This is a genomic window from Candidatus Planktophila sp. (assembly GCA_030681675.1).
Classification (GTDB): Bacteria; Actinomycetota; Actinomycetes; order Nanopelagicales; family Nanopelagicaceae; genus Planktophila.
The window spans coordinates 1-13,990 of the sequence record JAUXRP010000010.1 but is presented as its reverse complement, the minus strand read 5'-3'; the positions used below and the strand labels follow the sequence as shown (position 1 = coordinate 13,990).

Sequence of the window (13,990 nt, the reverse complement as noted above, 5' to 3'; positions counted from 1 at the left end):
TGAGGCAAGATAATCACTGTGAGTAATCAGATTTTCAACCTCGTCCGATCAGTTGGGCCGAAGGCAACTCTCACGCTCTCTAACGAACAAAACGCGGCCATTGCCCATCGCGGGTCACCATTAGTTGTTCAGGGTGGGCCGGGCACGGGCAAGACCACAGTCTTAGTTGAAGCGGCGCTCGCGCGAATTAACGACGGACATAACCCCGATTCGATTTTGCTACTGACTTTTGGGCGAGAGCGTGCATCGGAACTCCGCGATGCGATTGCACTGCGTACGTCAAAGACAATGTTCGAACCTTTGGCGCGAACATTTCATTCATTAGCTTTTTCAATTTTAAAGATGAAATCCGATAAGAGCGATCCCGAACCGATTTTGTTGAGTGGTCCCGAACAAGAGAGTTACATAAAAGAGTTACTAAAAGGCGACATCGAAGATGGCTTTAGAGAATGGCCAGAGGATTTACATGCCGCCCTTACAACAAGTGGTTTTGCACGCGAACTCCGCGATTTAATCCTGCGCGCATCTGAGCGCGGGATTGGTCCGGCGCAGTTAGAACAACTCGGAATTTCAGAGGGCGAAAAATATTGGTTTGCTGCGGCGAAGTTCTGGCAGCGATATTTGAATTCGATGGTAATGCGTGAAATTAGTGCCAGTGATGCCAAGATGCGAATCGATCCTTCGGAGCTTGTTTCAAGGGCAACGCTGCATTTACACAACAACCCCGATGTATTAGCAAAACTACGAGCGCGTTTTACCACCATCATGGTCGATGAGTTTCAGGAAAGTGACCCAGCCCAACGAGCTTTACTTGCAGCCTTAGTTGGGGCTGATGTAATTCTCTGCGCCGATGCCGATTCCGCAGTGGGACGTTTTCGCGGCGCTGATCCCGATGGTTTATCTGCTGCGTTAGATCCTTATCGCGCCAACGAAATAGTTTTATCAAGGGCTTACCGTAGCGCGCAAGAAATCTTCAATGTCGGTCTTGCATTCGCACTGGAAATGCCCGGCTCCCATAGCGCCCGCAAACGCATCTGTGGCAATGAAAATTCAGGCACAGTGGCGGTGCATCGTTTTAGATCTGGCGCTGAAGAGGCCGCATTTATCGCCCATCAATTTCGTAGCGCGCATCTGCGCGAAGATATTTCTTACAGTGATATGGCGGTAATTCTACGTAGCCCCGGGCTCACGGCCTCTGCGCTTCGTAGGGCATTTTCTTATGTTGGTATTCCTGTAGCAAGTGAGTTGCAAGCTTTAGCTGGCAATCCCGCAATCGCGCCATTTCTTTTGTTAGCCCGCGTTGCGATTAAAGAGCATCCATTAAATTTAGATACTGCTGAGCGATTACTGATGAGCGAGTTCGGTGGGGCCGATTCAATCTCACTTCGTCGAATTCGCAGAGCGATGATTACTGCACGCGCCGATGGGGATGAGCGTTCTGGAACTCAGTTATTGCTCGATGCAATCGATAAGGGCGAAGTTCTTATTGAAGGTGCGAATTCGCTCTTACGTGTGCATGAGTTACTGGAAAAAGCTCGCGCAGTTGCTCGAAATAAAACTGCCATGGCCGATGATTTATTGTGGGCGATATGGAGTAATGCAGTTGCAAGTGATGGCCAAAAACTCAGCGATGCTTGGCGAAATCAAGCCTTACGTCCGGGAGTTCGCGGAGCTGCAGCCGATCGCGACTTAGATGCAATGATGCAGTTGTTTGAAAGTGCAGCTAGATACTCAGAACGCTTTCCCTCTTCAGGTCCAGCCGCCTTCATCGCCGAGATTGCGAATGAGGATATTGCCGGCGATGTTATTTCCGCCAAAGGTGTACGTCCAGAATTCGTTGAAATTCTTACAGTGCATAGTGCAAAGGGACGTGAATGGGATGTAGTAGCGATTGCGGGGCTTCAAGAGGGAACATGGCCTAATTTAAAGCAGCGTTCATCGTTATTAGGTGCCGAACGTTTAGTAGAGCGCAAACGCAACCCCGATACCCCACGCGATCAACTAGATGTTATTGCCGCTAATGGATTGTTGCAGGATGAAGAGCGCCTCTTTCATGTCGCCCTAACCCGTGCTAGAAGCTCACTTTTCATAACTGCCGTTCAGCGCGATGACGAGGAACCTTCACAGTTCTTTGAGACAATCGAAGTTTTGGTCAATAAAAGCGATCTCGATGAGCCAGTTATCACCGACGTTCCGCGTCCAATAACTGCGCCTGCGCTGGTTGCCGAACTTCGAAGTCAATTACATGGCGAAAATGCAGAAACTGCCGCAGAAATATTAAAAGCAATAGGCGAGAATGGAATCTATTTAGCAAATACACAATCATGGATTGGCTCTGTTCCGTTGAGCACCGATGCACCGGTTATTGATGCTGCTAAAGAAGTTGTTGTATCGCCCAGCGGCGCCGAATCTTTTGAAGAGTGTGGGGTGAAGTGGTTTTTACAAAACAGTGGCGGCACTGATGGGGATAGCTCAGCTCAAGTTCTGGGTTCTGCGATTCACGCATTTGCCGCGACACTGGTTCAGGAGCCAGGTACGACTAAAGAAGAGCTAATTTCGAAGCTGGAGAGCTCATGGAAACTCATCGATTCAGAATCTGGTTGGGTGAGTGCTTCGCATTTAGAAAACGCGATTACGATGCTCGAAAAATTCGTTGAATACCATGTCAACACTACGCGCACAGTGGTCGATGCTGAAATACGCTTTGATGTGAAATTAGGTCGTGCACGAATTAGAGGAAGCGTTGATCGATTAGAAGTTGAGGCCGATGGTTCGTTATTTATCGTTGATTTCAAAACAGGTGGCAGTGCAATTAGTGTTAAAGATGCTAAAGCGAATCTTCAGTTAGCTAGTTATCAGCTCGGAATCGCTGAAGGTGGATTTACTCAAGGCACTGTCAGCGCAGGTGCCGAGCTTGTTTATTTAGGTACAAGCACAGCAGGGGCTACGATTCGATCTCAGCATGGAATCGATGTCGATGAAGTTAAAAATAAACTCAATGAAATCGGTGAAGGCATGGGCGCTGCCACCTTCTTTGCAACAATCAATAAGCGCTGTAAAGGCTGCCCAGTGCGTAAATCCTGCCCAGTCCAAATCGATGGTCGGACGGTGATTTCATGAGCCTGGATGCGCAATTCACACCAGAGGAAATCATTGCCAAACTTCAAGCGCATCCAAAATTCGGTGCCACGATAGCCTCAATCACTAAGTTTCAATCGGCAATTATTAGCAGCGATCTTGAGCCAACTGTTGTCATTGCTGGTGCTGGATCTGGGAAAACAGAGACGATGAGCAATCGCGTTCTCTATTTAGCAGCTAATGGTTTTGTAAAACCCGATCAGATTTTAGGTTTAACTTTCACACGAAAAGCTGCTGGGGAACTATCGGTTCGAATACGCAAACGACTTCGCCAACTTGCAACGTTGCCTGAGTTCAAACACATCACGTCATCGACAACTTCGGTGACGACCTATCACTCCTACGCCGGCAAGCTATTGAGTGAACATGCGATTAGATATGGAATCGATGCCGATGCCGAACCTTTGGGCGAAGCAGCGATTTGGCAGATCGCATCCGATGTTGTGCGCAACTGGTCGGATGATACCTATCGAAACCAAAGCGCTGTGAGCACAGTTATTAAAGATCTATTGGGGCTTTCAAAGTTAATGCTTGAGCACCAAGTCAAGGCTGAAGATATTGCGGCAATTGGCGAAGAGATTTTGCGGGAGTTGGCACCACTAGCAGGTGCGCGTAATGAAGAGGTTCGAGCCGTTGAGCGCGCCATGCTCCAACGCAATTCACTCTTGCCCATGGTGGATGCTTTTATGCAACGCCGAAAGGCGGCAGGTGAATTCTCTTTTGATGATCAAATGTCCTTAGCCGCCGATATCGCGGAAAACTTTGCCGATGTTAGCGCATTAGAGCGTGGAAAATATCGAGTCGTTCTACTCGATGAATACCAAGATACCTCGCAGTCTCAGGTGCGCATGCTTTCATCACTATTTGGAGGCGGACATCCAGTAATGGCTGTGGGTGACCCATCACAGGCTATTTATACCTGGCGTGGGGCATCGGCCGGCACGATGGCATCCTTTACTAAGTATTTTCCTAAGAATCCCGATCAATGTGGAGCTGCACAATTTACACTGCCAACAACATTTAGAAACGATGTAATGATTTTGGCCGCAGCCAATCGCATCAGTGATGAGATTAAGTTAGCGGGTGGACAGCAAGTTGTTGAGCTAGAGGCGCGACCTAACGCTGGCAAAGGTGAAATTGCTTATGGAATCTTTGAAACTATCGATGCTGAAGCCTTGGCAGTTGCTGAATACATTAAGGAAAATTGGTACCCAACTTCTGGCAAGAATGCAGCTGTATTGGTTCGAAAACGGGCTCAAATTACGGCGATTGAAGGCGCCCTGCGCGAACTGGGCTTGCCGGTTGAAGTTATAGGCATCGGTGGATTAATTCATGTGCCCGAGGTTGCTGATGTCGTATCAATGCTAAAGATAATTACAAATCCCGATTCAGGTTCGTCATTGATGCGACATTTAACTGGCCCACGCATTAATTTAGGCCCGCGTGATATTGCGGCGCTAGGTACATTTTCTAGAGATTGCGCTAGGGAGATGCACGCTGATTCCAAGAGTTTTATCAAAAAAATCGCCACCGGAAACCCCGATCAGTTAGAGGCCGATGATCAATTTGCAGGTTCGATTATCGATGCGTTAGATGAGATACAGAACGCCAACAAGAGCAGTTTTAGCCAAATTGGATTTCAACGTCTGGTGGCTTTTGCTGGTGATCTACGCCGATTGCGCTCGCGCGCAGGTGGACAGATAAGCGATTTAATTAGTGAGATTGAAAATTATTTAACGCTTGAGAGTGAGATAACCCTGCGCGATGGTTCACAGACTGGTCGCAGACACTTAGATCGCTTCTTAGATGAAGCGGCAAAGTTTGAACGAAGTGGTGGCACAGTCACTGCCTTTTTAGAGTGGTTAGATGTTGCCGCAGATGCCGAAGGAGGGCTAAAGGCAGGCGCTCCTGAAATTCGCAGTGATGTAGTGCAGATTTTGACCATACATATGGCAAAAGGTGCTGAATGGGATGTAGTCGCGGTTCCAGGTTTGGCAGAAGGAACTTTCCCTGGAAATAATTCAAGTGATCCCGATAACTGGATAAAAAATGAAAAGCACATTCCCTTTGCACTCCGTGGGGATGCTGATGAGTTGCCAGTCTTTTCCTTAGATGGAGTCACGAAAAATAGCGATGCTGCGAAAGTGATAAAAGCGTTTGGTTCGAGTTGCGTTGAAAATATTAAGATGCGTGAAGAGATGCGCCTTGCCTACGTAGCCGTTACTCGCGCCAAGTCGCATTTAATCTGCACGACTTCGCGTTGGCGAGATGGCAGTAAACCTGTCGAACCAAGTGAAATTTTCTATCTAATCGCAGGAGTGGCAAGTTCACTCGGAGGTTTAACGCTCTCTGATGCGCCAGCACCCGAAGTTGGTGCTGAGAATCCAAGTATTGAAAATCCAATTACTGCAGTCTGGCCTTCTGATCCACTTGGTGATCGGCGAATAGCTTTTAACGCAGCAGTTGAGTTGGTCAATGTAAGCCCGGCTCACACTCTTGGAGAAACCAATAATCCTGAAGTTGATTCGTGGATTAACGATGCCCAGGCACTCATTTCCGAAATCCAGCAACGTTCCAAAGGGGTGATTGAGGTTCCCATACCACCAAGGCTTTCAACTTCGACGTTGGTAGCCCTTCATAAAGATCCACAAGAGCTGGCTTTAAATATTCGCCGACCAATGCCGCGCGGTCAGGATCAATACTCACGGCGCGGTACAGCCTTTCACTTATGGGTCGAACGTCAGTTCAGCGATGCCGACACACTATTTGGGGAAGAGTATTTAGATTACTTAGATCCACTCGATGAAGATTCTAAGTTGGAGGATTTAAAGAAGGCTTGGCTAACATGCGAATTTGCCAACCGCACTCCTGTGCGAGTTGAAGTTCCCTTTGAAACGACTATTGCAGGCGTATTAATCCGCGGCCGTATCGATGCCGTGTATGCAACTCCTCATGGCTATGAGGTAGTGGATTGGAAGACTGGATCCACAACTCTGGATGCTTCGGCGGCGGTTCAACTTGCAATGTATCGCTTAGCTTGGGCCAAACTATCGGGTGCCGACATCTCGACAGTGAGCGCCGCTTTTCACTATGTTCCAAACTCTGTCACCCATCGCCCAGCCGACTTGCTAGATGAAGCCGCACTTGTAGCCTTGATTCAAAGAATCGATGAGCAATAACTCTCTACTCGATTAGTTAACGTCGACCTCAATCTGCAACGGCAAATGATCACTCATTCCAGAGTGCGGATATTGAATATGTCGCACGTCAACCGGATGAAGTTTTTGGGATAGGAAATAATCAATCTGAACTTTTGGATACCAACTTGGGTAGGTGCGTTGTGCGGCAAGAGATTTCCATTTGAAGCCGCGTACGAAAATTGCAAATGGAATGTTTAAGTCGCCCATAATAATTATTTTAGATTTATCAGTGACACCTAAAGTATTAGCCCAGCGTTTAATTTTGATTATCTGAAAAAGATTAAATAATGGAACAAAGGATAAATGCGTATTAATTACTAGCCAGCCATTGTCTAAAACTGCACCTAAAGCACTACGCGGATGATCGCGAACATAAAAGCGTTTCATCTTTCCATCAACTGGAAATGTCATCGGCACCCCTATTGGTGAACCTTTTAAATCTAATCGGTGCCATGACACAACTGGAATTTTGGAAACCAATCCGATTCCATAACCAGGTAGAGCACCTTCGGTTTTATCCGTAACAATCCTCTCATCACTCTCATTTGGGTAGCGCCAGTCTTCATCGGGCGAACCCATCAGTGATGGCGCAAAAGCCCAGTATGGGGTGCTCATCATCGCCGCAACATTGCCCACTTGGTTAAGAGTTCCAGAGCGTGATAGAAAATAATCGACCTCTTGCAACCCAATTACATCGCTCTGTAAGTGGTCGATTTCGGCGCTTAATAAAGCTGCGGCGTCGGCCTCTTCATCCGGAGGCATCGCCAGCCCGTGAAGCAGATTCCATGATGTTATGCGCATGGGGCGATGCTAGTAGTCTGACTCCTCCATGAGCGCACGTAACCAATCACTCTCACCTATTGATCGCGCGAGCGAGTTACGACTCGATTCGGCGAAGCTAGCCCTGCTGTGGCAATCTGCACAGATTCTGCCCCTCATTGAAGGTCATATTGGCGCAGATCAGGAGCAACTCAGATTTCTAACTGCCGAAAACGTGGACTCTCTATCGGCCACATTTGAAATCGGTGAACGCTATTTCTTAGGATTAGCACGCGATGGAGGTCAAGCGTTTTTTGCATGGCATACAACGTGGATTAACGAACCCGCCGATGTGGCCGTTAAATTTGAAGGCTTTAGAACTTTACGCGAAGTCGGCGGAAGTTTAAGTGAAGTTGATTTAACTCTTGCAATGCATGCGGTGGGTTTAGGAAATTGGCACGCAAAGCATCCATGTTGCTCGCGTTGCGGAAGCGCAACAGTTAGTGATTTAGGTGGAAGCGTACGTGTGTGTGTAGCAGATTCTTCTCAACATTATCCACGAACCGATCCGGCAGTTATAGTCCTTGTGAAAGATTCCGCTGATCGTATCTTGCTTGGGCACCAACCGATTTGGCCTGAAAAACGTTTTTCAACTTTTGCGGGCTTTGTTGAACCGGGCGAATCTTTTGAAGAGTGTGTATCGCGTGAAGTCTTTGAGGAGGCCGGTGTTTACTGTAACGACATAAACTATTTAGCATCGCAGGCGTGGCCATTTCCGGCATCAATCATGATTGCATTCGAAGCAATTACCGATCATCCAGATACGGCCAAGGCCGATGGAGTTGAAATTACTGAGATTGCTTGGTTTAGTCGAGATGAAATGAAAAGCGCTATCGCATCTGGAGCATTGCTACTTCCACCAACAATCTCGGTTGCCCGCAAAATGATCACAGGTTGGTTTACTGCAAAACCTGGATATACAGCCGCAGATTTAATTGGTGGAGAAAGTTGGAGACCGTGAGCAACGATCTTCGTGCCGAAGAGATTCTTGAAGCGCTAGATAACGAGCAGCGCGCCGTTGCTCTTGCAACTCGTGGACCTGTCTGTGTAATCGCGGGGGCAGGAACTGGTAAGACTCGCGCGATCACACATCGCATCGCCTATGCCGCAGCTATTGGGGTAATGGATCCACACAAAGTTTTGGCCCTGACATTTACCGCACGTGCAGCTGGTGAGATGCGAATGCGCCTTCGCTCATTAGGTGTTCCGGCCGTGGCCGCCCGCACTATTCACGCCGCAGCCCTCAAGCAGGTTATGTTTTTTTGGCCGCAAGTCTTTGGTGGGCGTACACCGGATTTGATCACAACTAAAACAGGTTTTATTACCGAGGCGATTAAACGTGCTGAATTAACGGGTGAGCTATCTATTACTTCGCGCGATTTAATTCGAGATATCGCAACGGAAATCGAGTGGGCTAAAGTCTCGCAAGTTGCACCTGCCGATTATTTATCTGAACTTGGTAAGCGCCCGGTAAAACCGCGAATTAACGCCGAACAAATTGCTAAGGTCTATACGGCCTATGAATCGGTTAAGCAGCAAGAGCGCGCAATGGATTTTGAAGATGTGCTGCTATTAACAACTGCGATGATAGAGCAAGAGCGCGAAGTTCGCGAACGCGTTCAAGATCAATATCGTTTTTTTACAGTAGATGAGTATCAGGATATTTCTCCACTTCAGCAACGGCTCATTAATGCATGGCTTGGTTCGCGCCAAGAAATCTGTGTCGTTGGTGATCCTGCACAAACTATTTACTCTTTTGCTGGGGCAACTCCGGTTTTTCTCAACTCATTCACCAATCGTTTTCCAGAGGCTGAAGTTGTGCGCTTAACTACCGGCTATCGCTCAACTCCTGAAATCACATTCATGGCCAATAGCATTTTACGCAAAGCGCAGATGGGTCAAGAGTTAGTCGCACTCAATGACCACGGAGACAAACCTTCGGTGGATGCTTTCAAAGATGAGAGCTCTGAGGTCGCAGGTATTGTTGACTGGATTAAAGATTTATTGAATCAAGGAACACAAGCGCAAGAAATTGCTGTGCTTGCTCGAACAAATAGTCAACTCAGTACGCTTGAGCGTGCAATGAATACTGCAAAGCTGCCCTATCAAATTAGAAACAGCGAGAGATTTTTTGACCGCCCAGACGTGCGTGAGTTTTTAAAGTTAGTTCGAAATGCCTCCGTTATTCCGACCCAAGGTGTTTCATGGTTAGATGAGCTACGTACTTTGGCACAACCCTTTTTAACTGGTGCTCACATCGATGGAATCGCAGCCCTGCTGCATTTAGCGCGCGAATTAGATGGCGATAATGGTTTCACTCCAAAGAATCTTCGTACATATTTGCGCGAACTCGAAGATCGAGTTCAACAAAATAATCCACCAACAATGCCGGTAACTACTCTTGCAACCTTGCATGCAGCCAAAGGTCTCGAATGGGAGCGAGTTTTTTTGATGGGTGTGAGTGAGGGTCTATTGCCCTTAGAAAACAGCTCGACCAGCAATGATCAGGCATCGATTGACGAAGAGCGGCGCCTTTTTTACGTGGGAATCACGCGTGCCAAGGTCGATTTACACCTGAGTTATCGTGGAAAGCCCTCGCGTTTTCTCGTTGAGGCCGGGCTTATCTCATAGATTTTTTGGCAGATTTCGGAGAATTCGCGAAATCGGTTTAATTAAGTTGCAAACTCATGGATGCATGCTTTACTCTTACCGCTCCTACATTTCTTGGCGAAATGAGGATGGATAGAAAGGGAGAAACGAATATGTCTAACACATCATTCGTAACAGCAAACGCTTCGCGTTCTGCTGCACTCACTTCTGTCCACACAACCAATAATCGCGGCTCTTGGCATACCGCAAAGCCTGCATTTTACGCAGCGTTTTACGCCGGATACGAAGCCACTTGGGGTTCTACTCGATAACATCGAATGAGAATAGAAGCCAAGGGCCTCGAATCCACAAAGGATTCGGGCCCTTTTTCATTACCCGAATACATCTAACTAAAAACAATTAAGAACTAACTAGGAAGAACCGGAGCAGTACCTAACAGTAAAAACGTTAGCCAACGAGAGACCAGAAACTACAAAAGACCAGAAACTACAAAAGAGAAGAGGTGAGGACGATGAGCGTTCTCTTCAGCGAACTATTAGTACCAGGCTGGGCAGATGAGAAGATCGGTTTGGATTCCGTTACCGGCACATACAGCGATGGCTCTTCATTTAATTTGCCCTGCCACACGGCAGATCCTGAGATGTACTTCTCCGAAGATGAGTTAGCTGTTGCAGAAGCTAAGTCGCTTTGTGGTGGGTGTTCGGTGCGCACACAGTGTTTAGAGGGTGCACTATCTCGCAAGGAGCCAGCTGGGGTATGGGGTGGAGAGTTATTTGAAGGTGGTCGTGTTATTACTCGCAAGCGCAAAGCAGGTCGCCCAACGGCGATTGAAGTTGCAGCTCGCGAAATTAACGCACCCATTACAAGTATCACCACGCCACTAGAGGTCTCTTCTCTTGTTTCTAGCCAAGCGATACGCGAGGAGAGTGCGGCGTAATTTGACGTGATCGTGCGTTACCAGCGGGGATATTCGTAGAGTCCAGCGCTAATATGTCCTTAGTTTCTCCGTGAGGTCAACAACGTAATCGGGGGTTGCTCATGCAGGAGTTCACAGATTTTCTAGCTAAGCAGCCACCTTTTGACGCCCTGCCCACAGATGACATTGAGCGCTTAGCCAGCAAAGTTGAAGTCGAATACTTCGGCCTTGGAACGGTTATAGTCACCGCCGGGTCAGAGCCACTAGATCATATTTATATGGTTAGAACTGGATCGGTAGAGGTATTAGATCGCGGAAATGTTGTAGATCTACTTGGACCGGGCGATGCTTTCGGACATATTTCTCTATTGACTGGCTTACCACCACAGTTTTCTGTTCGTGCGGCCGAGGATACATTGTGTTATCGCCTACCAGATCCACGTTCTATTGTTCAAGATGCCTCTGCTTTAGAGTTTAACCATTTTGGCACTTTGGTAACTCGTCATCGCCTCACGGCAAGTGCTCTAATGTCAGATGCCCAATCCAATGTGGTTCGTTACATGCGCACGATTGTTTGGTGTGATGCTTCGGCCTCCGTGCGTGAAGTTGCCAAAGCTATTACTGATTCCGAACAATCGTGTGCGTTGATTCGTTCGGGAGATGAATTAGGCCTGGTAACAGATCGCGATTTTCGCAGTCGTGTAGGAGTTGGCGAAGTGAGTATTGATGCGCCCGTGCGCGCAATCATGAGTACGCCGATAATAACGGTGCCAAACACCACCACCCTTGCTGCAGCGTTTTTACTCATGGTTGAAGCAGGCGTGCATCACCTTGTAGTTATTGATGAGTACGAGAAACCGATTGGCATTGTTCGGGCGATGGATTTAGCCTCCGTTGAACTTCGGAACCCACTTTTAATTCGCGGGGCAATCGAGTCTGCTCATAACATCGAAGAGCTTTCTAACGCATCTCGTCTTTTATTACCATCATTAGTTGAATTGCATGACTCGGGGATTCCTGCGCTACACGTTGGCGGGTTAATGTCCGCTATCGTCGGTGCAATTCTCGTTCGACTTCTCAAACTCTCTGACTCAATCGAAACTCCAGTAACCCACTCTTGGCTCATGCTTGGATCAATGGCACGCGGAGAACCGTTACCAATTTCTGATGTTGACACGGCAATTGTTTGGGCCGATCTAGCTGATTCAGCTGACCCGGCAGAGGAGATTCAAAGAAATGCCAAGCAGATACTTGATCAGATGGAGCTATGTGGTCTCCACCGCTGCCCCAACGGAGCCAATGCAGATAATCTGCTCTTTACCCGTTCTAAATCCTCTTGGATTGACGTATCAAGTGGTTGGTTAACCGATCCGACAAGAGCCGGAGCGCTACTTTTGTCATCCATAGCCGCCGATAGTCAACCGCTCACTCAATTGGCATTGGGTCGCACAATTACCGACACGATTCGGGCCACAACGCGCAGCAATGAGTTTTTAGGAGCGTTGCTGCGTTTTACATTGGCGAAGAAACCGCCGATTGGGTTTGTCCGCGGATTTGTAGTAGATCAATCGGGGGAACATCGCGGTGATTTAGATTTGAAAGTAGGTGGATTAACTCCGATCTGTGCGCTTGCTCGTTGGCTTGCAATTGCACAAGGTGACGTTCGAGGTAGCACTATTGATCGATTGAAACGAGCGGCTTCGGCTGGATTATTAAGGGAGGATGAGTCCGACATTCTTATAAATGCATTTAAAGATATCTATCAATTAGTCTTTGAAGCCGAAATTGCAGCAATTCGTGGTGGGAGAGAAGGCTCAAGTTGGATATCTCCTCAAAGCCTTGATTCACTTACACGGCGACATTTGCGTGAGTCTTTTCGAGCCGTATCGGCTATCCAAACCCGCTTTCACAATGAGTGGGAATCGAGGCTAGGTTGATTCGCCGCAGCAGGTTTGCTCGTTTTACTAGAGCAGAGTTGAATTCCGATTGGCGAAGTATTGATTACAGTGCACTTGATGTCGAGACTACTGGCCTTGCTTTGAAAGAAGATGAGATTATCTCTATCGGAGTGGCACACATTCATGCGGGGAGAGTTAAAACTGAAAATAATTTTTACCGTGAGATTCGACCAAAACGGCTCCCATCTCCCGAATCAATTCGAATACATAATTTGCGCGGGATTGACTTAGAAGAGACTGCTCCAATTGAATCTGTAATTCCCGATTTTGTTGCTCAGGTAGATGGGAAAATACTCATCGCGCACGCGGCATGGGTTGAGTATGCTTTTTTAAAACAACACCTTCGAAGAACTAAAGTGAGCTTTTCAAAACAGATGATTGACACTGCGGCGCTGGCGCGAGCTGCGGGTTATGCCGCCGATGTTAGTGGAAGTGAACCTTCGCTGGAATTTCTTGCCCGCCGGATACATCTACCCGTCTATGCCCCGCACAACGCTCTCGGTGATGCGCTCACTACCGCGGTGGTTTTTCTTGCCCTAGCAACAGAACTTGAACGAGAGCAGTTAGCTAAAGGTGCGTCAGGACTTACATTACGAAAACTACTAGAGATTTCTGCGAAAAATGCTATGAGGTAATCAGTTGGACAGGAGTGCAGGGTGCAAATGTGCCCAACTAAATTGAAATATTAATTAGCAAAGAGATTTAAATTAGTAAGAGATGGGAAAAGATCGAAGTGAGTTGGACTTAAAGTAATGTAGAGGTAGCACTATGGAATTTAGCGCATAGTGCAGACTCCAACTTTCTTTAAGAACTCCTAGCTTCTAGGATTTACCTAAGAAAGCTCGAATGGCGGGAATTTTAGCGATCGCGCTATTAATATCGTTGAATATCACTTCTACTCAAGCTGCAGTTAAGACCGGCCTTGTATGCAAGAAAGTTGGAAGCGTTGCGATAGTCGGTGCTTACAAATACACCTGCGTCAAATCAGGTAAAAAAACAGTTTGGAACAAAGGCGTGAAAATCCCCGTTGTTAAACCCACGTCTGTGGCCACTTCTACGGCGAGCCCGATTTCTTCACCTACTCCTACCCCAACGCCAGCACCAGCTCCCATACCAACGCAGAGCGGCATGAAGACATTTACCAGAGCTGAAGTTGCATTACATAACACTGAGAGTGATTGTTGGACGTATGTAGATGGAAAAGTTTACGACCTGAGTAAATGGCTACCAGAACACCCAGGCGGGGGATCCCTAGTGTTGGTTATGTGTGGTGTTGATGGGGCAGCTGCATTAAGGGACCAGCATAAATCCGAGCAAGATAACGCATTGTCAATGTACTACATCGGTGA

Annotated in this window: 10 protein-coding genes; 9 read left to right on the top strand and 1 reads right to left on the bottom strand. The window is 47.5% G+C overall.

Features of this window, described 5'->3' with window-relative positions; genetic code table 11:
• Positions 1 to 18: 18 nt before the first annotated feature.
• Together Q8K48_02585 and Q8K48_02580 are read left to right on the top strand one after the other, a co-directional pair.
• Positions 19 to 3,120, top strand: coding sequence for an ATP-dependent DNA helicase (locus Q8K48_02585; protein ID MDP1851285.1), 3,102 nt, complete (start codon positions 19 to 21; stop codon positions 3,118 to 3,120).
• Entirely contained in the window at positions 3,117 to 6,317 is a 3,201-nt protein-coding gene (locus Q8K48_02580; protein ID MDP1851284.1) for an ATP-dependent DNA helicase, read from the top strand. The genes Q8K48_02585 and Q8K48_02580 overlap by 4 nt, the downstream gene beginning before the upstream one ends.
• Before the next feature lie 12 nt (positions 6,318 to 6,329).
• On the opposite strand, the gene Q8K48_02575 is transcribed toward Q8K48_02580, so the two are convergent.
• Positions 6,330 to 7,139, bottom strand: a complete 810-nt coding sequence (locus Q8K48_02575) for an endonuclease/exonuclease/phosphatase family protein (protein ID MDP1851283.1) — start codon at positions 7,137 to 7,139, stop codon at positions 6,330 to 6,332.
• A gap of 28 nt (positions 7,140 to 7,167) precedes the next feature.
• On the opposite strand from Q8K48_02575, the gene nudC reads away from it, so the two are divergent.
• The 7 genes from nudC to Q8K48_02540 form a co-directional block, all read left to right on the top strand.
• Positions 7,168 to 8,118 carry an NAD(+) diphosphatase gene (gene nudC, locus Q8K48_02570; protein MDP1851282.1) on the top strand — a complete coding sequence of 317 codons (951 nt, stop codon included), beginning with the start codon at positions 7,168 to 7,170 and terminating at the stop codon, positions 8,116 to 8,118.
• The gene (locus tag Q8K48_02565; GenBank protein ID MDP1851281.1) at positions 8,115 to 9,788 is read left to right on the top strand and encodes an ATP-dependent helicase; all 1,674 of its coding nucleotides are present in this window, start codon (positions 8,115 to 8,117) and stop codon (positions 9,786 to 9,788) included. The genes nudC and Q8K48_02565 overlap by 4 nt, the downstream gene beginning before the upstream one ends.
• 131 nt (positions 9,789 to 9,919) lie before the next feature.
• Complete coding sequence (locus tag Q8K48_02560; GenBank protein ID MDP1851280.1) at positions 9,920 to 10,078, top strand: hypothetical protein; 159 nt, start codon at positions 9,920 to 9,922, stop codon at positions 10,076 to 10,078.
• 200 nt (positions 10,079 to 10,278) lie between these two features.
• On the top strand, positions 10,279 to 10,704 hold the full coding sequence (locus Q8K48_02555) for a WhiB family transcriptional regulator (GenBank protein ID MDP1851279.1): 426 nt from the start codon (positions 10,279 to 10,281) through the stop codon (positions 10,702 to 10,704).
• A gap of 101 nt (positions 10,705 to 10,805) precedes the next feature.
• Complete coding sequence (locus Q8K48_02550) at positions 10,806 to 12,620, top strand: putative nucleotidyltransferase substrate binding domain-containing protein (GenBank protein ID MDP1851278.1); 1,815 nt, start codon at positions 10,806 to 10,808, stop codon at positions 12,618 to 12,620.
• A gap of 38 nt (positions 12,621 to 12,658) precedes the next feature.
• Positions 12,659 to 13,276, top strand: a complete 618-nt coding sequence (locus Q8K48_02545) for a 3'-5' exonuclease (GenBank protein ID MDP1851277.1) — start codon at positions 12,659 to 12,661, stop codon at positions 13,274 to 13,276.
• Positions 13,277 to 13,487: 211 nt separating this feature from the next.
• Positions 13,488 to 13,990: cytochrome b5-like heme/steroid binding domain-containing protein (locus Q8K48_02540; GenBank protein MDP1851276.1), on the top strand; the 503-nt coding region annotated here is incomplete at its 3' end.